This window comes from Herbaspirillum sp. RV1423 (assembly GCF_000577615.1).
GTDB lineage: Bacteria > Pseudomonadota > Gammaproteobacteria > Burkholderiales > Burkholderiaceae_D > Herbaspirillum.
The window spans coordinates 80,471-105,226 of record NZ_CBXX010000029.1; the positions used below are offsets into that span (position 1 = coordinate 80,471).

Below are 24,756 nucleotides of genomic sequence, written 5' to 3' on the forward strand. Positions count from 1 at the left end.
TATCTGTATGTAAACGCTTGACTATTGGCGACGCACATTTCCTCTTATGTTTGAAAAAATCCTTATCGCCAACCGTGGCGAAATCGCTCTCCGCATCCAGCGCGCCTGCCGCGAAATGGGCATCAAGACCGTGGTGGTGCACTCCGAAGCGGACCGCGAAGCGAAATACGTAAAGCTGGCCGACGAATCGGTCTGCATCGGACCCGCGCCGTCCGCCCTCAGCTACCTCAACATGCCGGCCATCATCAGCGCCGCTGAAGTGACCGATGCGCAGGCGATCCATCCGGGCTACGGCTTCCTGTCGGAGAACGCCGACTTTGCCGAGCGCGTCGAGAAATCCGGCTTCGTCTTCATCGGCCCGCGCCCGGAAAACATCCGCATGATGGGCGACAAGGTCTCGGCCAAGCAGGCCATGATCCGCGCCGGCGTGCCCTGCGTGCCGGGCTCGGAAGGCGCGCTGCCGGACAACCCCAAGGAAATCGTACAGATCGCGCGCAAGATCGGCTATCCGGTCATCATCAAGGCGGCGGGCGGCGGCGGCGGCCGCGGCATGCGCGTGGTGCATACCGAAGCAGCGCTGATTAACGCCGTGACCATGACCAAGACCGAAGCCGGCGCCGCTTTCGGCAATCCGGAAGTCTATATGGAGAAGTACCTGGAAAATCCGCGCCATGTGGAAATCCAGATCCTCGCTGACGAACACAAACAAGCGATCTGGCTGGGCGAACGCGACTGCTCCATGCAGCGCCGCCACCAGAAGGTGATCGAGGAAGCGCCGGCGCCGGGCATCCCGCGCAAGATCATCGAAAAGATCGGCGAGCGCTGCGCTGAAGCCTGCCGCAAGATGAATTACCGCGGCGCCGGCACCTTCGAATTCCTGTATGAAAACGAAGAGTTCTATTTCATCGAAATGAACACCCGCGTGCAGGTCGAACATCCGGTCACGGAGATGATCACCGGCGTCGACATCGTGCAGGAGCAAATCCGCATCGCCGCCGGCGAAAAGCTGCGCTATCGCCAGCGCGACATCGAACTGAAGGGCCATGCGATCGAATGCCGCATCAATGCCGAAGACCCGTTCAAGTTCACGCCGTCGCCGGGCCGCCTGACCGCATGGCACGTGCCCGGCGGGCCCGGCATCCGCGTCGATTCGCATGCTTACGCCGGCTACTTTGTGCCGCCCAACTACGACTCCATGGTCGGCAAGGTGATCTCCTATGGCGCGACGCGCGAGCAGGCGATCCGCCGCATGCAGATCGCGCTGTCGGAAATGGTGGTCGAAGGCATTTCCACCAACATCCCGCTGCACCGCGAACTGATGGTGGATGCACGCTTCATCGAAGGCGGCACCAATATCCACTATCTCGAGCACAAGCTGGCTGAACGTCCGGCCACGCCGCCGGCGGACAAACCGGCGAAGAAGTAAGCAATGGGCTGGACCGAAATTGTCATTGAAGTCACGCGCGACCAGGCTGAGGCGCTCTCCGATGCCTTGATGGAGGCCGGCGCGCTGTCGGTGTCGGTGGAGGATGCCGACGAAGGCACCGTTGCCGAACAGCCGCTGTTCGGCGAACCCGGCATGGAGCCGGCCGAAGCGGCATGGGAGCGCAGCCGCGTGGTGGCGCTGGCCGATGTCGACGCCGATCATGCCGCCATCGTCACCGATGCCGCCAAGGCCATCGGCCTCGATTACGCCCTGCCGTTCGCACTGCGCCCGGTGGCCGAACAGGACTGGGTGCGCCTGACGCAATCGCAATTCGACCCCATCCATATCGGCAAACGCATCTGGGTCGTGCCGAGCTGGCATGATGCGCCGGAGCCGGACGCGCTGGTGTTGGAACTGGACCCCGGCCTGGCTTTCGGCACCGGCAGCCATCCGACCACGCGCCTGTGCATGGAATGGCTGGAACAACATGCCGCCAATACGGCAACGCTCCTCGATTATGGTTGCGGCTCCGGTATCCTGGCGCTGGTCGCCAAAAAACTCGGCGCGCAGGAAGTGATCGGCGTCGACATCGATCCCCAGGCATTGGAATCGGCGCGCTTCAACAGCGAACGCAACGCCTGCGCGATCGACTACTACCTGCCGGAAGCCTTCGTCCGCCATTATCCCGAGAACAGGACTTTCGCCATCGTGGTCGCCAACATCCTGGCCGGCCCGCTGCAATTGATGGCGCCGATGCTGGCCGGGCGTGTCGCGCCGGGCGGTTCGCTGGTGCTATCGGGCGTGCTGGATCGCCAGGCCGACGAAGTCATCGCCGCCTACGCACCATACATCCGGCTCAGCGTCTGGGCCGAGCATGAAGGCTGGGTTGCGCTGGCCGGCCAGGCGCCGACGGAGTAGATAATGGCGCTGGCGACCCAATGTCCCTTCTGCCAGACGACATTCCGCGTCGCCCAAGACCAGCTCAAGCTGCGCGGCGGCCTGGTCCGCTGCGGCAACTGCAAGGAAGTCTTCAACGGCAATGACCATCTGGTCTCGCCCGAGATCGCAAGCCAACTGGTCGCCGCACCTGCCGCCTCCCAGCCTGGCCAGCGTACAGCGCCGACCGGATGGCCGCCGTTGCCCGGCGGCTCCCTGCCGCGCCAGGCGGAACCAGACGTTGCTCCCGCCTCCGCAGCCGGTCCTGCTGCGCCGCCGCCCTGGATGGCAACGCCCGATCTCTCTTCCGCCTTCGCCAGTATCGCCGCCGAAACCAAAGATGCGCCGTGGGGTACGCAAAGCGCACAAGACACGCTGAACGAACCGTCCGCTCCAGCATCGCCACCTTTGCCTGAACAAATCGCCGCCTCGCCGGAACCTTTTCCGCTGGCGGGGACGCCCACGACACAATCGCCGACGCCCGGTCAGGCCGACGATGTCGCGGCCGGGCCTATGCCCTCACAGCCCGAAGTCAGCATCAACACGCTGACGCAGGAGCTGTCATATCCGATACCGCTGACATCCTCGGCGCCGCTGGAAGAGCAATCCGATCCGATCACTGCCGGCCCTATCGATGACGCTTCCTCTGGAAACAGCCAAGCCGGGGACGAATACGCGCAGGCCGCTGAAGAGGAAAAGCCAGAGGCAGAATCAGACGACGAAGACACGGAAGAGATTGCGGAAGAAGAGACGGAAGACGAAGAAGATACCCCCGCCTTCGTCCAGAAGGCTGAACGTCGCGAACGCCTGCACAGGATTGCCCGCCTTGTCATGGGCATCGGCGCAGTCGTCCTGAGCATTGCGCTGCTGCTCCAGGCGACCTATGTCTGGCGCAACACTATCGTCGCCTGGCTGCCGTCGACGCGGCCGTTGTTGTCGTCGGCCTGCGCCGCACTGCATTGCGCGGTCGGCCTACCGACCAATATCGACCAACTGGTACTGGAGTCGAGCGAACTGCAACTGGTGCCGCCCAACCAGAATATCTATACGCTGTCGGTACTGCTGCACAACCGCGGCTACGGCGCCCAGGCCTGGCCTTATCTGGAATTGACCCTCAACGATGCCGATGAAAAGGCCATCACACGGCGCGTCTTTACGCCACGCGAGTATCTGGACCGGGCGCAGAATATCGACAATGGCTTGGCCGGCGAAAGCGAACAGCAGATCAAGCTGACGTTTGAATTGGCGCAGCCGGCCGCATCGGGCTACCGTATTTATCTGTTTTACCCCTGAACCTTCCCGGACCCGCGCGAGAACAAAAACCGCAAAACCGGCGAGATTCTTCTACAATGCAGCATTCTTAAACTTTCCTTGCACTTGCCATGAGTTCACTCATCTGCGGCTCCCTTGCCTACGACAACATCATGCAATATGACGGCCGCTTCTCCGAAGCACTGCTCGCCGACCAATTGCACAAGATCAATGTCTCCTTCCTGGTGCCGTCGATGCGCCGCGAATTCGGCGGCTGCGCCGGCAACATCGCCTACAACCTCAAGCTGCTGGGCGGCGAACCGCTCATCATGGCGACCGTGGGCCAGGACAGCGCGCCGTATCTGGCCCGCTTCGACAATCTCGGCATTTCCACCCGTTGCGTGCGCGTCATCGATACGTCGTTCACCGCGCAGTGTTTCATCACCACTGATGCTGGCAGCAACCAGATCACCGCCTTCCACCCGGGCGCGATGACGTTTTCGCATGAGAACAAGGTGGCCGACGCCGGTCCGGTCAAGTTCGCCATCGTCGCGCCGGACGGCCGCGACGGCATGCTGCAGCACGCCGAACAATGCGCTGCATTGAACATCCCGCTGATTTTCGATCCGGGCCAGGGCTTGCCGATGTTCAGCGGCGATGACTTGAAGCAGTTTATCGGACTGGCAACCTATGTCGCCGTGAACGACTACGAAGCGGAATTGCTGACCTCACGGACCGGCCTGAGCCTCGCACAGATTGCCCAGCAAGTTTCGGCCTTGATCGTGACGCGCGGCGAACTGGGCGCGGAAATTTATACCGACGGCCAAAAGATCGACATCCCCTGCGTGCCGGCCGACGCCATTGCCGATCCCACCGGTTGCGGCGACGCCTTCCGCGCAGGCATGCTGTTCGGCCTGACCAAGGGTATGGACTGGGCCACCATCGGCCGCCTGTCCAGCCTGATGGGCTCTATCAAGATCGCATCCCAAGGTCCGCAAAACCATGCCCCGACCCTGGCCGAAATCGACGACCGCTTCCACCAGGCCTTCGGTTATCGCTTTGCCTGAGTAATGCCGTGATGCAGGACGAAGGCAAGCGCCGCCCGCAACGCGCTCATTGAAAGGATCGATCATGAAACGCTTCGTTTCCACGCTCTTGCTTTCATGTACCCTGGCGGCGGCGCACAGCGCCATGGCGGCGTTGAAGCCGGGCGACAAGGCGCCGGACTTCAATGCACAAGCCTCGCTGGGCGGCCAGGTGTCAACGTTCTCGCTGGCCGAGGCGCTCAAGAAGGGACCGGTGGTGCTGTACTTCTACCCGGCTGCGTTCACGACTGGCTGTACTATCGAGGCGCATCTGTTCGCAGAGGCGATCGATCGCTACAAGGCGCTCGGCGCCACCGTCATCGGTGTCTCCAACGACAAGATCGAAACCCTGAACAAGTTCTCCGTCAGCGAATGCCGCAGCAAGTTCGCTGTCGCGGCCGACACAGATCAGAAGATCATGAAGTCCTATGACGCCGTGCTGCTGACGAAATCGGACTATGCCAGCCGCACCTCGTATGTGATCACGCCGGACCACACGATTCTGTATGAATACAGCAGCATGAACCCCGACAAGCACGTCGAAAATACCTTGCAAGCCTTGCAGCAGTGGGCAGCTAAAAAGAAATAAGAAGATGCCGCAGGCCGGCGACGGTTTCCCGTGCCGGCGCGGCGAGGGGATCTCAGGCAATGGACAGAATCAGGGTGCTGACAAGGCGCACCGCGATCTGCAGCAGGATCAATGCAGCCAGCGGCGACAGGTCGACGTTGCCGATCAGCGGAATCACCTTGCGCAAGGGACGCAGCAACGGCTCGTTCAAGGCCCGTACAAACGGCGCCAGCGGCGCATACGGATTGACCCAACTGAAGATCGCTTCGATGATCAGCGTGGCCATGAAGCCATAGAAAATCCACTGGAAGAAACGCACCAGCGACAGCAGGATGATGGGCTGGAAGTCGAATCCCGAGACAAATCCGAGCGCCGCGATGATCGACAGCAGCACCACCAGGAAAGCGCCGACCAGGCTGGCCCAGTCGTAACCGCCCACACCCGGCAAGACCTTGCGCAAGGGCTTGACCAGCCAGTCCGACAACTGGAACACGAATTGCCCCACCGATGCCGGCGGACGCACCTGCACCACTTGCATCCAGAAACGCAGCAACAGCACTCCTGCCAGCACGCTGGCAATGGCGTCAACGATCAACATGAAAATGCTATGCAACACGGTTACTCTCCATAAGAAGCTGTTTGCCAATTGGCATCCGCCATGCGGAAGGCCGTGCAATCGCATCGGGCTCGATGCACAGTGCACATACTAAACCATGCGGCGCTTTTCCCTATGTGGGGACGCGGAATAATTAAAAAAGACTGACGAGAAACCGGGCTCCGACACCGAAGCCGCGAAAAAAAACCGCTGCATGACGCGAGTCATGCAGCGGTATTGTGCCTGATTACTCAGGCACCAGGCCAGGTCCGATTAAGGACGTGTTGTGCCTGTCGGGAACGGCCAAGCTGCTGCCGGATTCAACACAGTCTTGACAGCAGGAGCTGCTGCAGCGGCTGGCTTAGCTGCCGGCTTCTTGGCTGCGGCCTTCTTGGCGACTGGCTTCTTCGCTGCCGGCTTGGCTGCTGCTTTGACAGCCGGCTTCGCTGCTGGCTTCTTGGCTGCAACCGGCTTCTTCGCTGCGACTGCCTTCTTCGCTACTGGCTTTTTAGCTGCAACCGCTTTTTTAGGAGCTGCTGCTTTCTTGGCCACTGGCTTCTTGGCTGCAACCGGCTTCTTCGCTGCGACTGCCTTCTTCGCTACTGGCTTTTTAGCTGCAACTGCTTTTTTAGGAGCTGCTGCTTTCTTGGCCACTGGCTTCTTGGCTGCAACCGGCTTCTTCGCTGCGACTGCTTTCTTCGCTACTGGCTTTTTAGCTGCAACTGCTTTTTTAGGAGCTGCTGCTTTCTTGGCTACTGGCTTCTTGGCCGCAACTGCTTTTTTAGGAGCTGCTGCTTTCTTAGCCACTGGCTTTGCTGCCTTAGCGACCGGCTTCTTGGCGGCGACTGCCTTCTTCGGAGCTGCTGCCTTCTTGGCTGCAACCGGCTTCTTAGCGGCGACCGCTGGTTTCTTTGCAGCAGGCTTCTTGGCTGCTGGTTTCTTTGCTGCTGTTGCCATTTTGTTTCTCCTTCTTCACGTGATGGAAAAAATCAAGCTTGATTTAAGAAACCCGTCTGTACCATCGCGATGATGCAGGCGGATTATTCATCGGCACAAGCAAGCTTCTGCTTGCGCTAATGAATTCGGCACCAGCTGAACTGCTGCATCCCCTCACCTATGCAGCACTTCAGCTATCTTGGTTGCGCCTCCGCCCCGCTTATCCAGGGGCTCGGAGCTCTGGGTTCACGCCTCCGCGAACGCCGCAACCAAAAAAAACGCCAGCGAATTACACGCTAGCGTCAGGAATAACAGTTCCGAAAAACCTTCAGGTTTTTCAAAGGAAAAGCCGCCTGACCCGACTTGATCGGGTTAAGCGGCGATAACAGAGAAGATCGATTCGGTCTTTTACTGTTCATTAAATTTGGTGAAAGCCTTCCGTTTTTTGACAGTCGGATATCTTGCAAGCTATCCGACTGTTGTGTGCCTCACAGATCTCGCTGAAGAGCGTTGACGAGATGGGCACATCATTCCCAGTTAAGCGCGCCTCCGGTTTGGTATTCGATGACTCGGGTTTCAAAGAAGTTGCGCTCCTTCTTCAAATCGATCATCTCGCTCATCCACGGAAACGGATTTTCTTCTTGCGCGAACAGTTGGTCCAATCCGATTTGCTGTGCGCGACGATTAGCGATGAATCGTAAGTAACCTTTGAACATCGGCGCATTCAAACCTAGCACGCCTCGCGGCATTGTATCCTCTGCGTAACGATATTCCAACTCTACTGCGCTTAAAAACAACGATTTAATTTCGTTTCTGAATTCCGGCGTCCACAAATGCGGGTTCTCCATCTTCACCGTGTTGATCAGATCGATCCCGAAATTGCAGTGCATCGATTCGTCGCGCAGGATGTATTGATACTGCTCCGCCGCGCCCATCATCTTGTTCTGGCGGCCCAGCGCAAGGATCTGCGTGAAGCCGACATAGAAGAACAGGCCTTCCATGATGCAGGCGAAAACGATCAGCGACTTCAGCAGTTTCTGGTCGTTCTCGGTAGTGCCGGTCTTGAATTCCGGATCGGTCAGCGTGTCGATGAACGGGATCAGGAACTCGTCCTTGTCGCGGATCGACTTCACTTCATGGTACGCATTGAAGATTTCGGCTTCGTCCAGGCCCAGTGATTCCACGATGTATTGGTAGGCGTGGGTGTGGATGGCTTCCTCGAAAGCCTGGCGCAGCAAGTACTGGCGGCATTCCGGTGCGGTGATGTGGCGGTAGGTGCCGAGCACGATATTGTTGGCGGCCAGCGAGTCGGCGGTGACGAAAAAGCCGAGGTTGCGCTTGACCAGGCGGCGCTCGTCTTCGGTCAGGCCGTTCGGGTTCTTCCACAACTCGATGTCGCGCTGCATGTTGATTTCCTGCGGCATCCAGTGGTTGGCGCAGCCGGCCAGGTACTTGTCCCAGGCCCATTTGTATTTGAACGGCACCAACTGGTTGACGTCGGTATGGCCGTTGATGATGCGCTTGTCGGCGGCGTTGACGCGGCGCGTCACATCGATCGGCGCATCGTCTTTGGTAACCAGTGCAGGATTCAACGCCACATCGGAAAACTGCGGACGCACAGTGTCGGAAGAGGCCGTTTGCAATTGAGGCTGAGGCGTTTGCGGGGCGCGCGGCGCGGACGGTGCCGGCGTCGCCTTCACTTCATCATCCCAGGAAAGCATGTTTGATCCTTTACTTGATTTACTTCTTAATTTACTTTGACATCCCGGCCCAAGGCCGGGGTATGGCTTATGACAACAGGAACGGTCTGCCGTTCAGCTTCGCAGGACAGCCGCACAGCCGGACCTGCCGGCGGCGCGGCTGCCGTTACCGACACATTACTGGCAAGCTTCGCACTCTTCGAAGCCTGCATCGCCAGGACGCATGGTGCAGACCGGACCGTCGGCTTCGATGGCGGCACCCGGCGCCGGCATGACATACGCCGCTGACGCTGCCGATGCCGCGGTTGCCGCGGCGGACGACACCGATGCTGCTGCCGCCGCGCTGACGCCGCCGCTGCCGCCGTCGACCGACACGGCGTTCAGGGCACCGGTCTTGGAGGTCGACTTCTCGGTGTGGGTCGCGCCGATGGTACGGAGGTAGTAAGTGGTCTTCAGACCGCGCAACCATGCCAGCTTGTAAGTCTCATCCAGGCGTTTGCCCGAAGCGCCGGCCATATAGATGTTCAGCGATTGCGCCTGGTCGATCCATTTCTGGCGGCGTGATGCGGCTTCCACCAGCCAGGACGGCTCGACTTCGAACGCGGTGGCGTAGATGTCGCGCAGGTCTTGCGGAATGCGGTCGATCTTGGCCAGGCTGCCGTCGAAGTACTTGAGGTCGGAAATCATGACTTCGTCCCACAGGCCGCGTGCCTTCAGGTCGCGCACCAGGTACTCGTTGATTTCGGTGAATTCGCCGGACAGGTTCGACTTCACATACAGGTTCTGGTAGGTCGGCTCAATGCAGGCCGACACGCCGATGATGTTGGAAATCGTCGCCGTCGGGGCGATCGCCACGCAATTCGAGTTGCGCATGCCGAATTCCTTGATGCGACCGCGCAATGCCGACCAGTCCAGGGTTTCGGAAGTGTCGGCTTCCAGATAGCCGCCGCGCTCTTCGGCCAGCAGCTTCAGGGAGTCTTGCGGCAGGATGCCGCGGTCCCACAGCGAACCGCGGTAGGAGCTGTAACGGCCGCGCTCTTCCGCCAGTTCGGTCGATGCCCAGTAAGCGTAGTAGCAGACGGCTTCCATCGAACGATCGGCGAATTCCACCGCGTCCATCGAAGCATAAGGCACGCGCTTGACGTGCAGGCAGTCCTGAAAGCCCATGATGCCCAGGCCGACCGGGCGGTGGCGCAGGTTGGAGTCGCGCGCTTTCTTGACCGCGTAGTAGTTGATGTCGATCACGTTGTCGAGCATGCGCATGGCGGTGCGAATGGTCTTTTGCAGCTTGGCGTGGTCGATTTCGCCGTTCACCAGATGGGCCGGCAGGTTGACCGAACCGAGGTTGCAGACGGCGATTTCGGCTTCGTTGGTGTTCAGGGTGATTTCGGTGCACAGGTTCGAGCTGTGGACCACGCCCACGTGCTGCTGCGGCGAACGGATGTTGCACGGATCCTTGAAGGTGATCCATGGGTGGCCGGTTTCGAACAGCATCGACAGCATCTTGCGCCACAGGTCCAACGCCTGCACCTTCTTGAACAGCTTCAGTTCGCCGCGCGCGGCCTTGGCTTCGTAGCCGGTATAGGCTTCTTCGAAGGCCTTGCCGAACTTGTCGTGCAGGTCGGGCGCGTCGGATGGCGAGAACAGCGTCCATTCGCCCTTTTCCATCACGCGCTTCATGAACAGGTCGGGAATCCAGTTGGCGGTGTTCATGTCGTGCGTGCGGCGACGGTCATCGCCGGTATTCTTACGCAGGTCGAGGAATTCCTCGATATCCATGTGCCAGGTTTCCAGGTAGGCGCAGACCGCGCCCTTGCGCTTGCCACCTTGGTTGACCGCGACGGCGGTGTCGTTGACCACTTTCAGGAACGGCACCACGCCTTGCGACTTGCCGTTGGTGCCCTTGATGTGCGCGCCCAGCGAACGGACCGGTGTCCAGTCGTTGCCCAGGCCGCCGGCGTATTTGGCCAGCAGAGCGTTTTCCTTGATGGCTTCGTAGATGCCATCGAGATCGTCGGCGACGGTAGTCAGGTAGCACGACGACAGTTGCGAACGCAGCGTGCCCGAGTTGAACAGGGTCGGGGTCGAGCTCATGAAGTCGAACGACGACAGCAGGTTGTAGAACTCGATGGCGCGCGCTTCGCGGTCGATTTCGTTGAGCGACAGGCCCATCGCCACGCGCATGTAGAACGCTTGCGGCATTTCGATGCGGGTGCCCTGGATGTGCAGGAAGTAACGGTCGTACAAGGTTTGCAGACCGAGGTAGCCGAATTGCAGGTCGCGCTCGGGCTTGATGGCTTCGGCCAGCTTCTTCAGGTCGAACTGGGCCAGCTTGGAATCCAGCAGTTCGGCTTCGATACCTTTCTTGATGTACTTGCCGAAGTATTCCAGGTATTCGGCCGGCGCGTCGGCTTGCGCCACTTCCTTGCCGAACACTTCCTTGCGGATGGTATGCATCAGCAGGCGCGCGGTGACCTGGCTGTAGGCAGGATCTTTTTCCATCAGCGCACGCGCGGCCAGGATGGCCGATTTGTGCAATTCCTCGACCGGCACGCCGTCGTACAGGTTCTTGACGGTTTCCGCCAGGATGGCGTCGGCGTCGACGTGTTTTTCCAGGCCGACGCAGGCGGCGGTAATCAGGGTGCGGACTTCGTTCAGGTCCAGCAGGCGGCTCTGGCCGTCTTCGACCACATGCAACTGCGGCGCAGCGACGTCGGTCTTGGTGGCGGCGCCTTGCTGGGCGCGCTCTTCCATGCGCTTGGCGCGGTACAGCACATAAGCGCGGGCGACGTCATGCTCACCGGATCGCATCAGGGCCAGTTCGACCTGGTCCTGGATGTCTTCGATATGGAAAGTGCCGCCGGTCGGCTGGCGACGCACCAGAGCCGAAACGACGCTGGTGGTCAATTGCTCGACCATTTCGCGCACGCGCGCCGAAGCCGCACCCTGGCCGCCGTTGACGGCGAGGAATGCCTTGGTGACGGCAATCGAAATCTTCGATGGTTCAAAACCGACCACCGCACCGTTGCGGCGAATGATTCTGTATTCACCCAAACCGGAAACAGGCTTGGCCAACGGGGAAGGCGCACCTTCCTCCAGGATGCCTGCTGCGGGAATGACGCCAAAATCTGTTGGGGATTTAGCGGAAATTTCTTGTGTAGAGCGCACTGAGCCTCCTTAAAACTGAGATTGACGGACAGCGAAGCTGTCCGCGTTGCCATTAGAACCCCTCTATATAAATATAGAGAGAGGTTCACGAAATACCAGGAACAGGGCTCGCAGGTACTGCCGCAAAATCCCGCGACACGAACGCAGCCTGTTCCGAACCGATTAAATAAAGCCTGAGATGGGAGGACTGCCGAGACATCGTTTGAATTGTTGCTTGCCTCAAGACCCGCCATCTTCAATGAAGCCCCCCGTGGAACCTGCCCAGACTCTTGTTGAGAGCCGTGATCCGGCGTCATGCGACGAACCGCGGACAGCTTCCTCCAACCCAAAGAACGATGAAAGATTTACTTACCAAAAACACTACATCTAGTCCAAAAGGAATGATTGAGACTAATTCTAGTGTCTGAAATCCCGAGATGCAACCGCTATTTCTGGATATTTTTATATGTTTTACGCTTGACTTTCGCCGACGCCAGAAGGGAAGCGCAATTGCGCTTGTTCTGCCTGGCAAGGGCAATCCGCCCGGAATCGCGCCCAGTCGAAAAACGGACCGGGGTCGGTCTTCCTTCCCGGCGCGACATGCTCATGACCGGCCACATCGACCAGAGGATAGCGTCGGCGCAAGGCATCGGTCAGCGTCGCCAGCGTCTGATACTGACTGTCCGTGAAGGGCTCGAAGTCGGTGCCTTCCAATTCTATGCCGATGGAGAAATCGTTGCAGCGCTCGCGCCCCTTGAACAGGGAAACGCCGGCATGCCAGGCGCGATCATTGGCCGACACGAACTGGACCAGGCCGCCATCGCGCCGGATAACGAAATGCGCCGAGACCCGCAAGGGCCGCAACTGCTCGAAATAGGGATCGGCATCGTAATCGAGACGATTGCAAAACAGGTCTCCGATGAACGGGCCGCCGAACCGGCCGGGCGGCAGGCTGATATTGTGGATCACCAGCAAATCGGCGGTTACGCCGTCGGCGCGTGCATCGAAATTCGGCGACGGCTGCCGCTGCGCCTGTTCGCACCAGCCATCAGCGGCGATCGTCCATACTTGCGGGTCGGCTGCTCGGGTCGGCGTCGGGCTGACCATCGATGCCGCCGGCTGGTCGCTGGAGGCTGCAGTCATGTCAGGAAGACGCCAGCCGCAAGTGTTCTTCGCTGCAGAACACCGCGCCGGAAGCGTTCGTGACCGATTCCGAAGCCGGGAAATGGATGCCGCAATGGGCGCATTGCACCATGGTTTCGGCCTGCTGCTTGCGTTGCTTACGCGCGCCGAAGGGATTGCGCCCGTCGGGAGAAGATGCGGCACCGGCCGTCATGGACTTTTTAGTGCGCTGGAGCCAGACCACGACCGCCAGGGCGATCACCAGCCAAATGAGATATTTCATACGAGTATCCGATGCAGCACGACTTCGAGCACGAAGCGGCTGCCAACATAGGCGAGCAGCAAAACGGCAAACCCGGTCAGAGTGAAACTGAGCGCAGTGCGGCCGCGCCAGCCCTGCCATTTGCGTCCCGCCAACAATAAACCGAACAGACCCCAGGACAACAGCGTGAAGATCGTCTTGTGATCCCACCGGAAGGCTTTCTGGAACAACTGTTCGGAGAACACGACGCCCGACAATACCGTCAGGGTCAACAAAACAAAACCGAACCCGATCAGGCGAAACAGGATCTTTTCCATCGTCAGCAGCGCCGGCAAACGATCCAGCGCCATCGAAAACCAGCCCGACTGCGCCGCTCCCGGCCGCGTATGCAGGCGCGACTCCTGCAACACCATCAACACGGCGTGGAAAGCGGCGATGGTCAGCGTGCTATAGGCCAGGATGGAAACCGCGATATGCCACAAGAACCAGTCTGACTTGCCGGCCAGTTCGACCATGTTGCCGGGAAAGACGCTCGGCAGGACCACCGCCACCGCCGCCACCGGCAGCACCAGCACGCGCAGGCTGTCGAGCGAAAAATTGCGATTTTCCAGCCAGTAAGCGGCAACCGACACCCACAGCGTGGCCGACAGCATGACGGCGAAGCCGACGCGCACCGCGTCGGGCGCCAACATGTCGGCCATCAGCGCACCGCCGTGCAGCAGCCATCCGATCAGCGTCCCGAGCGAAATCGGCAGGCGCCGCCCGGAAGGCAGGAAGGCGCAGCCCAGGTAAAGGAGCGCAGCCAGAATGAAAAAATAGGTTTGCATCGACTAAGTTTACACCATGTCGCCGCTTCGCTGACTGCGGGAAACGCACTGAGAGAGTGCCTGGCAAGCATCCCAAGGTCTTACCGGGAAGCAAATGAAAAACCATCATATCGTTTTGGTATAAAACAATATGATGGGGGCAATACGGCAAAAAGCAATGCTTCAGTCGACGGCGGCGGCGCGCATTTCGTCGCGATGATGGCGCTGCTGCTCCTCCATGACCAGTTGGCCGAGCTCGCGCTTCAAGGCGTTGAACTCAGGAGCCGCCGGGTCGCGCAAGCGCGGCAGCGTGACCATGATGTCGCGCTTGATGGTGCCGGGACGATAGGTCATGACGACGATGCGGTCGGCCAGGTAAATTGCTTCTTCAATGCTGTGGGTGACGAACACAATGGTCTTCTTGAACTCGTCCCAGATACGCAGCAATTCGTCCTGCAGGTTGCGGCGCGTGAGCGCGTCGAGCGCGCCGAACGGCTCGTCCATCAGCATGATCGGCGAATCCAGCGCCAGTACCCGGGCGATCGCCACGCGTTGACGCATGCCGCCGGACAAGTCCTTGGGAAAGCGGCTGCGGAAATCGATCAGGCCGAGTTTGTCCAGCAACTGGGTGACGCGGGTCTGGATCTCGGCCTTGCCGACGCCCTTGATTTCCAGGCCGAAGGCGACGTTCTGCTCGACCGTCATCCAGGGAAACAAGGCATATTCCTGAAACACCATGCCGCGGTCCGGCCCCGGTTCGGTCACCACCTTGCCGCTGGCGGTGATGCTGCCGCTGCTGGGCAGGGCAAAACCGGCAATGGCGTTGAGCAGGGTCGACTTGCCGCAGCCGGACGGCCCCAGCAGGCAGACGAACTGGCCGTCGGGGATGTCGAGATTGATGTCCTTCAGGGCCACCACTTCGCGCTCGTCGCTCTTGAAAACCTTGCTGACGCCGGTAACGATGATTTGGGATGCGCTCATGTCAGCTCTCCAGTCCACGATGCCAACGCAGCATGTAATTGTTCAGGCGGCTCATGCCGAGGTCGATCGCCAAGCCGAGCAGGCCGATGGTGATCATGCCTGCGATGATCTTGTCGGACCAGAAATACTCGCGCGCTTCCATGATCCGGAACCCTAGGCCGTTGCTGACCGCGATCATCTCGGCCACGATCACCACGATGAAGGCGGTGCCGATGCCGATACGCACGCCCGACAGGATATAAGGCACGGCCGCCGGCAGCATCACGCGCACGAACAACGTGCGCTGGTTCGCTCCGAGGTTGCGCGCCGCGCGCAGGTAGATGCTGTCGACCTGGCGCACGCCGGCGATGGTGTTCATCAGCACCGGAAAAAACGCACCCAGCGAAATCAGGAACAACGCCGGCGGATTGCCCAGGCCGAACCACAGGATCGCCAGCGGGATGTAGGCGATCGGCGGAATCGGGCGGATCACCTGCACCGTCAGGTTCATCAGGCCGTAGATGCGCTGGCTGGAACCCATCAGCAAACCGAGCGGCAAGGCCAGCCCGGCACCGATCAGGAATCCCGCCACCACGCGATACAGGCTGCCGATGGCGTCGGTGATCAGTTCCCCGGAAAACAGCCAGGCCGGCCAACTGCCGGCGGCCGGGTCGTAAGGTTTGGCGGGCGATACGTACTCGATCCACTTGAGCACCACCGCCCACGGCGACGGCAAAACCAGCGGATTGACCCAACCCAGCGAGGACGCCGCCTGCCAGATGGCGATCACCGCCACCGGCACCAGCAATCCCTGCAGGGCGCCCCCATTTTTTTGTTTTGCCATGGCCATCGCCCTTTGCTTGATTGATTACTTGATGTTCAGGCTTTTCTTGGCTTGCTCGAGCAGATCGGTCTTCACCCAATCCTTGGCGACCGGCGGCTTGGCCATCTTGCCGGTGCCGTATTTGGCCATGGTGTCGGTGGTGACCTGGATGTGCTCGACCGTGATGTCGTAGCTGTAAGGCGAGTTGCCGATGGCGTCGTAGAAGTCCTCCTTGGAAATCTGATTCTTGAAGATCACTTCACGCACGTATTTTTCGGCGACTTCCTTGTTGTCGATGAAGGTCTTGGTGGCTTCCAGGAAACAGCGCATGAACTTCTCGGCCAGCGGACGCTTCTCCTTATAGAACTTCTCGGTCATCACCATGGTGCGAACCGGCTCGCCGATCGGGGTGTCGTACGGCTTCATGACTTCGACGCCGAAACCCTTGTTGATCGCCTGCGAGGATTGCGGCTCGCTCTGCATCATGGCATCAATATTCTTGCCCAGCAGCGCCTGGTTGAGATCAGCGAAAGCCAGATAGACGATAGTCACGTCCTTGGCGGTCAGACCATTCTGGCCGAGTTCGGCGTCGAGCAGAACTTCATGAATACCGCCGCGGGTCACGCCGACTTTCTTGCCCTTGAGATCCTTGACCGACTTGATGCCGGAATCCTTTCCTGCCACCAGGCGCGCGCCGCCTTTTGCGAAACCGGCCACGACATAGATCGGTGCGCCGTTGGCACGACCGGAGATCGCTGCTTCCGACGCGGTAGTGCCAACGTCGAGCTCGCCTGCCAGGATCCCCTGCATCACGTCAGGGCCCTTCGCAAAGACTTTTTCGTCGACCTTGATGCCGCATTTTGGTGCGATTTCCTTGATGTAGGAGACTGCGCCATAGTGGGCGAATTTGAGGTTGCCGAGGCGGACCACTTCCTGTGCCGACGCGCTGAGCGATACACCTGCCACCAGTATGGCGACTGCCGTCGCCGCAATGATTTTCCTATTCATCTCTCTCTCCTTGTCGTTATGTTTGCGCCGCGGGCAAAACAGCCGCGGATTGATATGCGCCTTCCTCGCGGGAAGATCTGTCCATTCGTTCGATGCAACGCCACTGTATACAGAAATACAGGAACGAGAACAATACCGTAATTTCCCTTACTCTTGTGCGCGCCCCTGCCGAGATCGCCGCAAGCAGGCGGTCCGATCAGGTAAAATGGCCGTTTCCCCTGCGGCTTTCGTGCGGTTTTTGTCTCTGGAATTTCCCTGCGGCCGCCCCATTTTCTCAAGATAACGGTTCATCATGCTCGACAATCTGACCCAACGCCTTGCCAAAGTCGTCAAAACCATGCGCGGCGAGGCGCGCCTGACCGAAACCAATACCGCCGAGATGCTGCGCGAAGTGCGCCTGGCGCTGCTGGAAGCCGACGTTGCCTTGCCGGCGGTGCGCGACTTCATCGCCAAGGTCAAGGAAAAAGCCCTCGGCGAAGAAGTCATCGGCTCGCTCACGCCAGGCCAGGCGCTGGTGGGCGTGGTGCAACGCGAACTGGCCAGCCTGATGGGCGCCGACCTCGGCGCGGAAGCGTCGCAACTCAATTTCGCCACCCAGCCGCCGGCGATCATCCTGATGGCCGGCCTGCAAGGCGCCGGTAAAACCACCACCGTCGGCAAACTCGCCAAATACCTGCGCGAAAACAAGAAGAAAAAAGTCCTGACCGTGTCCGCCGACGTCTATCGTCCAGCCGCGATCGGCCAGCTCGAAACCGTGACCGCCCAGGCCGGCGCCGACTTCTTCCCGACCCAGACCACCGACAAGCCGGTCGACATTGCGTTGGCCGCGCTCGATTACGCCAAGCGCCATTTCCATGACGTCCTGATTATCGACACCGCCGGCCGCCTAGGCATCGACGAAGCGATGATGCAGGAAATCAGCGCCGTGCATGCCGCCGTCAAGCCGATCGAAACCCTGTTCGTGGTCGACGCCATGCTCGGCCAGGACGCCGTCAACACCGCCAAGGCCTTTAGCGACGCCCTGCCGCTGACCGGTATCGTACTGACAAAACTGGACGGCGACTCGCGCGGCGGCGCCGCGCTGTCGGTGCGCCACATTACCGGCAAGCCGATCAAGTTCGCCGGGGTGGCCGAAAAACTGGACGGTCTGGAAGCCTTCGACCCCAGCCGCATGGCCAACCGTATCCTCGGCATGGGCGACATCCTGGCGCTGGTCGAAGAGGCGCGTAAAGGCGTCGATGTCGCCGCCGCGCAAGATCTGGCGCAAAAGATCAAGGGCGGCGGCAAGTTCGATCTCAACGACTTCAAAGCCCAGCTCGGTCAGATGAAAAAGATGGGCGGCATGGCCGGACTGCTCGACAAACTGCCCGCCCAGATGCAGCAGGCCGCCGGCAAGACCAACATGGACCAGGCCGAAAAGCAGGTGCGCCGCATGGAAGGCATCATCAACTCGATGACCCCGCAGGAGCGCGCCAAACCCGAACTGATCAAGGCCACGCGCAAGCGCCGTATCGCCGCCGGCGCCGGCGTCCAGGTACAGGAAGTCAACCGCATGCTGTCCCAGTTCGACCAAATGCAATCGATGATGAAAAAACTCAAGGGCGGCGGCATGATGAAAATGATGCGCAGCATGAAGGGCATGATGCCGGGCATGCGCTGACCAAGTTGAAAGCCGCACCAGGCGGCTTTTTGAGAGGGTTGAACCCGGTTTTTGCAGTTGCCGTTGCTTATCGCGCCTTTTCGCCCCGAAAAGCGCTAAAAAACACTTGCATCGCCGGGAAAACCGCACCACTATTGTCGGTGCGTGATTCGCGCATTCAACTCTTTCCTTGTTAAGGAGGCTTACAGATGGCCACAGCCAAAAAACCAGCAGCCGCAGCGAAGAAGCCCGTAGCAAAAGCAGCACCGAAAGCAGCTCCGAAGAAAGCAGTCGCAGCACCGAAGAAGGCAGCGGCTCCAAAAGCCAAACCTGTAGCAAAAGCCAAACCAGTAGCAAAAGCAGCAGCACCGAAAAAAGCCGCGGCCAAACCGGCAGCAAAGAAACCCGCAGTCAAACGTACTCCCAACGCCGCATTCATGAAGCCGCTGACCCTGTCGACAGCACTTGCGGAAATCGTGGGCGCAAAAACTCTGCCACGTACGGAAGTAACCAAGAAGGTATGGGAATACATCAAGAAGCACAAACTGCAAAACCCCGAGAACAAACGCAACATTGACGCAGATGACAAGCTGAAAGTTGTGTTCGGCGGCAAGAAACAGGTATCGATGTTTGAAATGACCAAGCTGATTTCCGGCCATTTGACATAGGCAATACAGGTTTTTGCAGACTTGCTTGCAAAACAAAAACGCCCGCATCACGCGGGCGTTTTTGTTTTTGGCGTACAGCATTCTGGCGCTCGCAAGCCATACACCGACAGCGCATTCCTACAGATCGCCCTATCGCTGTCGCCGGCTGAACTTTGCTCCGCGCATCGGAGTCTAGGATACACGGACGTAACCCGAAAGGACTCCAGCATGACATTTCCTCAACAGAACATTACCCTCAGCAGCGTCCCGCCCAAGCATCCGACACTGCGCAAGACGGCCGCCGCACTCAGCCTCGCCCTGGCCGGCCTGCTGGTGGCTGCCACCGCGTTTGCCGCCGGCGCCAGCGGCAAGAAAAACACCTCGGAACTGGATGCGCAGTATCAACGTGAAAAGGCCGTCTGCACCAGCGGACAGTCGAACCAGGACAAAGCCACCTGCCTGCGTGAAGCAGGTGCGGCGTATCAGCAGGCCAAGCAAGGCAAGCTGAACGACGGCCAGCAGGCGCAGTATCGCCAGAATGCGCTGGACCGTTGCAAGGCCTTGCCGGCTACAGATCAGGAGGACTGCAAACGACGGATTGAAAACCCGGCGGATGTAGAAGGCAGCGCTTCTTCCGGCGGCATCCTGCGCAAGGACGTGACTATCGTTCCGGGAACTTCGCAGTAAGCAGTAAGCTTTACCTCACTTCATCGTTTTCATACGGCAGACTGGACTAGCGACGCCGACCGGAGGAATCAACGCATGACAGATTCTGTGTTGATTCCCTCTCTCTTTTTATACTCCCATTTTTTCCATGCATTCAGCACAGCGTTCGGATACCCCTCCTGGCCGCGGCTGCCATTGTACTTGCCCAGCGCCATGAAATAATCGCCGCCTTCCTGGTCGAGGTACAGGCGCAGGACCGAGCAGCCATAGCGCAAGTTGCTGCGCATGTGGAACAACTTGCGGCGGTCGCCATCGCCAATGGCGCGCGTCCAGAACGGCATGACCTGCATGTAACCGGTGGCGCCGGCGGAAGAAATGGCGTACTTTCGAAAAGCCGATTCGACCTGGATCAGGCCCAGCACCAGTGCCGAATCCAACCCGGCGCGCCTGGACTCGTACCAGACACTTTCGAGCAACTCGATGCGCCCCTGGCGATCGGGCAACTTGTCGCGCAGGCGTTCCGACATCTCGCCCAGCCAGTCAAGGTAGGCGATACGTTCTTCGATGGTATTGAATTGCGGTTTGGGCGGACGGGAGTCCGCTACCGCTTGCGCCAGAGCCAGCCGGACCGGGTCGGCCAGTTGTTCTTCTTTTTGATTGCCGGCGTGGGCCGTCACGTGACCGCCGCACGCCAGCAACAGGAACAGGCAAAACCGCCGCATGTTCCGCAGACCAAAGATCGTGTAAACCCGGCCGGTCAGGCCAGCTTACCCTTGATGAAAGCCAGCGCATCAACCAGCGGCACGGGCGTTGCCGCCGTGTCGCGGCGGCCCTGGTATTCGATCTGACCATCCTTCAGGCCGCGGTCGCCGATGACGATGCGATGCGGCACGCCGATCAGTTCCCAGTCGGCAAACATGGCACCCGGGCGCTCGCCGCGGTCGTCCAGGATGACGTCCACACCGGCGGCGACCAGCGCGTCGTACAGTTTGTCGATCTCGGCCTTGACGGTTTCGCTGCGGTCATAGCCCATCGGGCACAGCACCACTTCAAACGGCGCCAGCGCAGCCGGCCAGATGATGCCCTTGTCATCGAAATTCTGCTCGATGGCGGCGCCCAGGATACGGGTGACGCCGATGCCGTAGCAACCCATTTGCAGCGGCTGCGGCTTGCCGGCTTCATCGAGGTAAGTCGCCTTCATCGATTCCGAATAGGTGGTGCCGAGCTGGAACACATGGCCGACTTCGATGCCTCGCTGGACTGCCAGCACGCCCTTGCCGTCCGGTGAAGCATCGCCTTCGACAACGTTGCGGATGTCGGCGACGACCGGCTCGGGCAGATCGCGGCCCCAGTTGGCGCCGGTATAGTGGAAATCCACTTCATTGGCGCCGCAGACGAAGTCGCTCATGTTGGCGACAGTGCGGTCGGCAACGACCTTGACCGGCTTCTTGGTGCCGATCGGACCAAGGTAGCCCGGCGGCGTGCCGAACCACTCAACGATCTCGGCGTCGTTGGCGAAGCGGTAATTGGCCAGGCCGGGAATCTTGCCGGCCTTGACCTCATTGAGTTCATGATCGCCGCGCAGCAGCAGCAGCCAGACTTCCTTTTCGGTCGGAGCATCCTTCTCGACGGTGAGGACGATGGATTTGATGGTGCGCTCGAGCGGCAGTTTTAACAATTCGGCAACGGCTTCGCATTTGGCCTTGCCCGGCGTCGCGGTCTTGGTCAGCGCTTCGGCGGCGGCGGCGCGCGTGGCGCTGACGGCCAGCGCTTCAGCCGCTTCCATATTGGCGGCGTAGTCGGAAGTCGGGCAATACACCAGCGCATCTTCGCCGGTGGCGGCAATGACGTGGAACTCATGCGAGCCGGAACCGCCGATGGCGCCGTTGTCCGCCGCGACGGCACGGAACTGCAGGCCGAAGCGGGTGAAAATGCGCACATAGGCGTCGTACATGATCTGGTAGGACTTCTTCAGGCCGTCGACGTCGCGGTCGAAAGAGTAGGCATCCTTCATGGTAAATTCGCGCCCGCGCATCAGGCCGAAACGCGGACGGCGTTCGTCGCGGAATTTTGTCTGGATGTGATAGAAGTTGACCGGCAACTGCTTGTAGCTGCGCAGCTCGGTGCGGGCGATATCGGTGACGACTTCCTCGGATGTCGGCTGGATCGCGAAGTCTCGGCCATGACGATCCTTCACGCGCATCAGTTCGGGGCCCATCTTGTCCCAGCGGCCGGTTTCCTGCCACAGCTCGGCGGGCTGCACCACCGGCATCAGCAACTCGACGGCGCCGGAACGGTTCATTTCTTCGCGCACGATGGCCTCGACCTTGCGGATCACCTTCAACCCCATCGGCATGTAGGTGTAGATACCGGAGCCAAGACGCTTGATCATCCCTGCCCGCATCATCAGTTTATGGCTGACGATTTCGGCATCGGAAGGAGCTTCTTTCAGGGTGGAAATAAAAAATCGGGAGGCGCGCATGACGATGAGTTCTTTTTAAAAGAGGAAGGTTATAATCAACCTAATTTTAAAGGATTAGCTGGCTGATGCGCCCACTCTTTGCATATTTGATCCCTGTTTCATGCACATCGCACGCAGATGTGCAGGCCTTTGCCGCGCCCGATAAAGGTGCGCGCTGACAATTATTCAGCAATTGCCAGTTGAGGCCGGATGGGGCAAGAGAGGACGCCCTGCCGCAGAAAGTTTTGAGGTACACCATGCTGGATCGAGAAGGCTTTCGCCCGAACGTCGGCATCATCCTGCTCAACGCCCAGAACGAGGTCTGGTGGGGCAAGCGGGTTAAAGAACATTCGTGGCAATTTCCACAAGGCGGCATCAAACATGGCGAGACTCCCGAACAGGCGATGTTTCGCGAACTCGAAGAAGAAATCGGCCTGAAAGCGGAACACGTCAGAATCATCGGTCGCACGCGCGACTGGCTGCGCTATGAGGTTCCCGATCATTTCATCAAGCGGGAAATACGCGGCCATTACCGTGGGCAGAAACAGATCTGGTTCCTGCTGCGCATGGTCGGCCGCGATTGCGACGTCAACCTGCGCCTGACCTCTCATCCCGAGTTCGACGCCTGGCGCTGGCATGATTACTGGGTGCCGCTCGATGTTGTCATCGAGTTCAAGCGCGATGTTTATCAGCAAGCGCTCAAGGAGTTGTCGCGCTTCCTGTCGCGATCGCATGCCGGGCAGCGCCGCCCGGATGCTCCCGGCAAGAACACGCCGGCGCCCCTCGAACACGCAAGCAATGCCAAAGAGGTCAATCCAGCCGGATCGGCCATTCCGCCCATCAACAAGTGAACTTCATGCCCCCACGCTTCCGGAATACCCCTTCTTTGTCCCGCCGCCTTGCCCGATGCCTGGTCGCCGGCTTGCTGCTGGCATCGGCAACGCTCAGCTTCGCCCAGCAGTTGGGCAGTTTCGATGAAGAATTCGACGACGAAGAAAAGCCGTGGCAGGAAATCGCGGTGCAGTTGCCGCCCGCCCCGCAACAGGAGAACCTGGTTGATTTCTACGTCAGCCCCGTCGCAACATCAACGTCATACATCGACCTCAAATCGTTGTCCGTCGGCAGCGACAACGTGGTGCGCTATACCCTTGTCACCAAGACCAACGGCGGCGCCGTCAATATCAGTTATGAAGGCATCCGCTGCGAGACCTACGAGAAAAAGATATACGCATTCGGTCATCCGGACGGCAAATGGTCGCGTTCGCGTCAGGATAAATGGAGACGCATTAACGATGCCGGCTCGAATCGCCAGGATGCGGCACTGTACAAGAGTTATTTCTGCCAAAACGGAATTCTATCCGGCGATGCGAAGAAAATCATCGCTCGTTTGCGCGAAAAACGCCCTATCGATCCGTCGCGGGAATAACCTTCTCTTTTTTTATGCAAAACGGGCGCAGTCGAATGCTGCGCCCGTTTTTTTGCCGTTTTTTTCCAGTAACTTCCGGCAATCAGAGCAGAACCAGATTATCGCGATGGATCAGCTCCGATTCCTCGACAAAGCCCAGTATGGAAAGAATTTCCGAAGAAGGATGACGCACGATGCGGCGCGCATCGGAACTCGCATAATTGCTGATGCCGCGCGCGATCGCTTTTCCGGCCCCGTCCACGCAGGTAATCACATCGCCGCGGCCGAATTCGCCGGCGACTTCCGTGACGCCAATCGGCAACAGAGACTTGCCTTCCGCCGTCAGCTTCTGCACGGCGCCGGCATCCAGCACCACGCGTCCCGCCGTTTGCAGATGATCCGCCATCCATTGTTTACGCGCAGTCAGTTGCGCAGTCTGCGCCGTCAATTGCGTGCCGATCGCTTCGCCGGCCGCCAGGCGGCTCAGGACGCGGTCCTCGCGCCCCCAGGCGATCACGGTGTGCGCACCCGACGTCGCAGCGCGCTTGGCCGCCAGTATCTTGGTCAACATGCCGCCGCGGCCGATGCCGGTGCCGGCGCCGCCAGCCATGGCCTCCAGCGTCAGGTCGCCGGCCTTGGCTTCATGCACGAATTGCGCATCCGGATCGCGGCGCGGATCGGCGGTATAGAGACCGCGCTGATCGGTCAGGATGATCAACGCATCGGCTTCGATCAGGTTGGCGACCAAAGCGCCTAGCGTATCGTTGTCGCCGAACTTGATCTCATCGGTAACGACGGTGTCGTTTTCGTTGATGATGGGCACCACGCCGAAACGCAGCAGCGTGAACAAGGTCGAGCGCGCATTGAGGTAACGTTCGCGGTCGGCCAGGTCGGCATGCGTCAGCAGCACCTGCGCGGTGCCGAGCTGATAAGCACGGAAACTGCTTTCGTAGATTTGCGCCAGGCCCATCTGGCCGACGGCCGCGCAGGCCTGCAGCTCATGCACGCCGGTCGGGCGGCGGTCGAAACCGAGGCGCTGCATGCCTTCGGCAATGGCGCCGGAGCTGACCAGCACGACTTCCTTGCCGAGCGTGCGCAAATGCGCGATCTGCTCGGCCCACATGGCGATGGCGACGCTGTCCAGGCCCTTGCCATCATTTGTCACGAGCGAGGAGCCAACTTTGATGATCAGCCGCTTGGCTTGTTGTATCACGGATTGCATGTTGTTATCGGAAGGTCGCACCGGGCCGGCAGTTCATGATGTCCGTCCCAATTGCACGGGGCGGACACGTATCGAGAACAAGATAGTAAAC

The 24,756-nt window shown here is 59.8% G+C and carries 23 protein-coding genes; 10 read left to right on the forward strand and 13 right to left on the reverse strand.

The features are described from left to right. Positions 1–46: 46 nt before the first annotated feature. The 5 genes from accC to RV1423_RS20745 all read left to right on the forward strand — a co-directional run bounded on the left by accC (position 47) and on the right by RV1423_RS20745 (position 5,287). A complete protein-coding gene (gene accC / locus RV1423_RS20725; RefSeq protein ID WP_034300810.1) occupies positions 47–1,426 on the forward strand; it encodes an acetyl-CoA carboxylase biotin carboxylase subunit in 1,380 nt (459 codons plus the stop codon). Between the two features lie 3 nt (positions 1,427–1,429). After that, a complete protein-coding gene (gene prmA / locus RV1423_RS20730; RefSeq protein WP_034300813.1) occupies positions 1,430–2,344 on the forward strand; it encodes a 50S ribosomal protein L11 methyltransferase in 915 nt (304 codons plus the stop codon). A gap of 3 nt (positions 2,345–2,347) precedes the next feature. Next, positions 2,348–3,655: a DUF3426 domain-containing protein gene (locus tag RV1423_RS20735; RefSeq protein ID WP_034300815.1), complete on the forward strand. Its 1,308-nt coding sequence runs from the start codon at positions 2,348–2,350 to the stop codon at positions 3,653–3,655. Between the two features lie 89 nt (positions 3,656–3,744). Then, positions 3,745–4,680, forward strand: coding sequence for a carbohydrate kinase family protein (locus tag RV1423_RS20740; RefSeq protein WP_034300818.1), 936 nt, complete (start codon positions 3,745–3,747; stop codon positions 4,678–4,680). Positions 4,681–4,744: 64 nt separating this feature from the next. Then, entirely contained in the window at positions 4,745–5,287 is a 543-nt protein-coding gene (locus RV1423_RS20745; protein WP_051516824.1) for a peroxiredoxin, read from the forward strand. 52 nt (positions 5,288–5,339) lie between these two features. Here RV1423_RS20745 and RV1423_RS20750 read toward each other — a convergent pair whose 3' ends face one another. From RV1423_RS20750 to RV1423_RS20795, 10 genes are all read right to left on the reverse strand, one after another. Next, positions 5,340–5,882, reverse strand: a complete 543-nt coding sequence (locus RV1423_RS20750; protein ID WP_034300822.1) for a YggT family protein — start codon at positions 5,880–5,882, stop codon at positions 5,340–5,342. A gap of 252 nt (positions 5,883–6,134) precedes the next feature. Further along, entirely contained in the window at positions 6,135–6,818 is a 684-nt protein-coding gene (locus RV1423_RS29230; RefSeq protein WP_034300824.1) for a histone H1-like repetitive region-containing protein, read from the reverse strand. A 506-nt stretch (positions 6,819–7,324) separates the two neighbouring features. Further along, positions 7,325–8,518 carry a ribonucleotide-diphosphate reductase subunit beta gene (locus tag RV1423_RS20760; RefSeq protein WP_034300826.1) on the reverse strand — a complete coding sequence of 398 codons (1,194 nt, stop codon included), beginning with the start codon at positions 8,516–8,518 and terminating at the stop codon, positions 7,325–7,327. A 156-nt stretch (positions 8,519–8,674) separates the two neighbouring features. Further along, positions 8,675–11,665, reverse strand: a complete 2,991-nt coding sequence (locus RV1423_RS20765; protein WP_034300828.1) for a ribonucleoside-diphosphate reductase subunit alpha — start codon at positions 11,663–11,665, stop codon at positions 8,675–8,677. A gap of 450 nt (positions 11,666–12,115) precedes the next feature. Then, complete coding sequence (gene ampD / locus RV1423_RS20770) at positions 12,116–12,751, reverse strand: 1,6-anhydro-N-acetylmuramyl-L-alanine amidase AmpD (RefSeq protein WP_034300889.1); 636 nt, start codon at positions 12,749–12,751, stop codon at positions 12,116–12,118. A 37-nt stretch (positions 12,752–12,788) separates the two neighbouring features. Beyond that, positions 12,789–13,049: a PP0621 family protein gene (locus RV1423_RS20775; protein WP_034300831.1), complete on the reverse strand. Its 261-nt coding sequence runs from the start codon at positions 13,047–13,049 to the stop codon at positions 12,789–12,791. Then, positions 13,046–13,855 carry an inner membrane protein YpjD gene (locus RV1423_RS20780; RefSeq protein ID WP_034300834.1) on the reverse strand — a complete coding sequence of 270 codons (810 nt, stop codon included), beginning with the start codon at positions 13,853–13,855 and terminating at the stop codon, positions 13,046–13,048. Before RV1423_RS20780 ends, RV1423_RS20775 begins: the two co-directional genes overlap by 4 nt. Before the next feature lie 162 nt (positions 13,856–14,017). Then, entirely contained in the window at positions 14,018–14,815 is a 798-nt protein-coding gene (locus RV1423_RS20785) for an ABC transporter ATP-binding protein (protein ID WP_034300836.1), read from the reverse strand. 1 nt (position 14,816) lies between these two features. Next, on the reverse strand, positions 14,817–15,638 hold the full coding sequence (locus RV1423_RS20790) for an ABC transporter permease (RefSeq protein WP_034300891.1): 822 nt from the start codon (positions 15,636–15,638) through the stop codon (positions 14,817–14,819). 24 nt (positions 15,639–15,662) lie between these two features. Then, positions 15,663–16,625, reverse strand: coding sequence for an ABC transporter substrate-binding protein (locus RV1423_RS20795; RefSeq protein WP_034300838.1), 963 nt, complete (start codon positions 16,623–16,625; stop codon positions 15,663–15,665). Positions 16,626–16,917: 292 nt separating this feature from the next. Between RV1423_RS20795 and ffh the strand changes: the two genes are divergently transcribed. The 3 genes from ffh to RV1423_RS20815 all read left to right on the forward strand — a co-directional run bounded on the left by ffh (position 16,918) and on the right by RV1423_RS20815 (position 19,598). Beyond that, complete coding sequence (ffh, locus tag RV1423_RS20800; RefSeq protein WP_034300841.1) at positions 16,918–18,285, forward strand: signal recognition particle protein; 1,368 nt, start codon at positions 16,918–16,920, stop codon at positions 18,283–18,285. A gap of 188 nt (positions 18,286–18,473) precedes the next feature. After that, on the forward strand, positions 18,474–18,932 hold the full coding sequence (locus RV1423_RS29235; protein ID WP_081768917.1) for an SWIB/MDM2 domain-containing protein: 459 nt from the start codon (positions 18,474–18,476) through the stop codon (positions 18,930–18,932). 207 nt (positions 18,933–19,139) lie between these two features. Then, positions 19,140–19,598 carry a hypothetical protein gene (locus tag RV1423_RS20815; RefSeq protein ID WP_051516825.1) on the forward strand — a complete coding sequence of 153 codons (459 nt, stop codon included), beginning with the start codon at positions 19,140–19,142 and terminating at the stop codon, positions 19,596–19,598. 68 nt (positions 19,599–19,666) lie between these two features. On the opposite strand, the gene RV1423_RS20820 is transcribed toward RV1423_RS20815, so the two are convergent. Together RV1423_RS20820 and RV1423_RS20825 are read right to left on the reverse strand one after the other, a co-directional pair. After that, positions 19,667–20,299 (reverse strand): lytic transglycosylase domain-containing protein, encoded by a 633-nt coding sequence (locus RV1423_RS20820; protein ID WP_034300845.1) that lies wholly within the window; start codon positions 20,297–20,299, stop codon positions 19,667–19,669. Positions 20,300–20,334: 35 nt separating this feature from the next. Further along, on the reverse strand, positions 20,335–22,059 hold the full coding sequence (locus RV1423_RS20825) for a proline--tRNA ligase (RefSeq protein WP_034300846.1): 1,725 nt from the start codon (positions 22,057–22,059) through the stop codon (positions 20,335–20,337). 236 nt (positions 22,060–22,295) lie between these two features. Between RV1423_RS20825 and RV1423_RS20830 the strand changes: the two genes are divergently transcribed. Further along, a complete protein-coding gene (locus RV1423_RS20830; RefSeq protein WP_034300848.1) occupies positions 22,296–22,889 on the forward strand; it encodes an RNA pyrophosphohydrolase in 594 nt (197 codons plus the stop codon). Positions 22,890–22,894: 5 nt separating this feature from the next. After that, positions 22,895–23,464: a CNP1-like family protein gene (locus tag RV1423_RS20835; RefSeq protein ID WP_034300895.1), complete on the forward strand. Its 570-nt coding sequence runs from the start codon at positions 22,895–22,897 to the stop codon at positions 23,462–23,464. 82 nt (positions 23,465–23,546) lie between these two features. Here RV1423_RS20835 and proB read toward each other — a convergent pair whose 3' ends face one another. Next, positions 23,547–24,665 (reverse strand): glutamate 5-kinase, encoded by a 1,119-nt coding sequence (gene proB / locus RV1423_RS20840; protein ID WP_034300851.1) that lies wholly within the window; start codon positions 24,663–24,665, stop codon positions 23,547–23,549. Positions 24,666–24,756 lie beyond the last annotated feature (91 nt).

Excerpts from the sequence above, each read along its gene's own strand:
- accC (WP_034300810.1), top strand. The coding sequence starts at position 47 with ATGTTTGAAAAAATCCTTATCGCCAACCGTGGCGAAATCGCTCTCCGC.
- prmA (WP_034300813.1), top strand. The coding sequence starts at position 1,430 with ATGGGCTGGACCGAAATTGTCATTGAAGTCACGCGCGACCAGGCTGAG.
- RV1423_RS20735 (WP_034300815.1), top strand. The coding sequence starts at position 2,348 with ATGGCGCTGGCGACCCAATGTCCCTTCTGCCAGACGACATTCCGCGTC.
- RV1423_RS20740 (WP_034300818.1), top strand. The coding sequence starts at position 3,745 with ATGAGTTCACTCATCTGCGGCTCCCTTGCCTACGACAACATCATGCAA.
- RV1423_RS20745 (WP_051516824.1), top strand. The coding sequence starts at position 4,745 with ATGAAACGCTTCGTTTCCACGCTCTTGCTTTCATGTACCCTGGCGGCG.
- RV1423_RS29230 (WP_034300824.1), bottom strand. The coding sequence starts at position 6,818 with ATGGCAACAGCAGCAAAGAAACCAGCAGCCAAGAAGCCTGCTGCAAAG.
- RV1423_RS20760 (WP_034300826.1), bottom strand. The coding sequence starts at position 8,518 with ATGCTTTCCTGGGATGATGAAGTGAAGGCGACGCCGGCACCGTCCGCG.
- ampD (WP_034300889.1), bottom strand. The coding sequence starts at position 12,751 with ATGGTCAGCCCGACGCCGACCCGAGCAGCCGACCCGCAAGTATGGACG.
- RV1423_RS20775 (WP_034300831.1), bottom strand. The coding sequence starts at position 13,049 with ATGAAATATCTCATTTGGCTGGTGATCGCCCTGGCGGTCGTGGTCTGG.
- RV1423_RS20780 (WP_034300834.1), bottom strand. The coding sequence starts at position 13,855 with ATGCAAACCTATTTTTTCATTCTGGCTGCGCTCCTTTACCTGGGCTGC.
- RV1423_RS20785 (WP_034300836.1), bottom strand. The coding sequence starts at position 14,815 with ATGAGCGCATCCCAAATCATCGTTACCGGCGTCAGCAAGGTTTTCAAG.
- RV1423_RS20790 (WP_034300891.1), bottom strand. The coding sequence starts at position 15,638 with ATGGCAAAACAAAAAAATGGGGGCGCCCTGCAGGGATTGCTGGTGCCG.
- RV1423_RS20795 (WP_034300838.1), bottom strand. The coding sequence starts at position 16,625 with ATGAATAGGAAAATCATTGCGGCGACGGCAGTCGCCATACTGGTGGCA.
- ffh (WP_034300841.1), top strand. The coding sequence starts at position 16,918 with ATGCTCGACAATCTGACCCAACGCCTTGCCAAAGTCGTCAAAACCATG.
- RV1423_RS29235 (WP_081768917.1), top strand. The coding sequence starts at position 18,474 with ATGGCCACAGCCAAAAAACCAGCAGCCGCAGCGAAGAAGCCCGTAGCA.
- RV1423_RS20815 (WP_051516825.1), top strand. The coding sequence starts at position 19,140 with ATGACATTTCCTCAACAGAACATTACCCTCAGCAGCGTCCCGCCCAAG.
- RV1423_RS20820 (WP_034300845.1), bottom strand. The coding sequence starts at position 20,299 with ATGCGGCGGTTTTGCCTGTTCCTGTTGCTGGCGTGCGGCGGTCACGTG.
- RV1423_RS20825 (WP_034300846.1), bottom strand. The coding sequence starts at position 22,059 with ATGCGCGCCTCCCGATTTTTTATTTCCACCCTGAAAGAAGCTCCTTCC.
- RV1423_RS20830 (WP_034300848.1), top strand. The coding sequence starts at position 22,296 with ATGCTGGATCGAGAAGGCTTTCGCCCGAACGTCGGCATCATCCTGCTC.
- RV1423_RS20835 (WP_034300895.1), top strand. The coding sequence starts at position 22,895 with ATGCCCCCACGCTTCCGGAATACCCCTTCTTTGTCCCGCCGCCTTGCC.
- proB (WP_034300851.1), bottom strand. The coding sequence starts at position 24,665 with ATGCAATCCGTGATACAACAAGCCAAGCGGCTGATCATCAAAGTTGGC.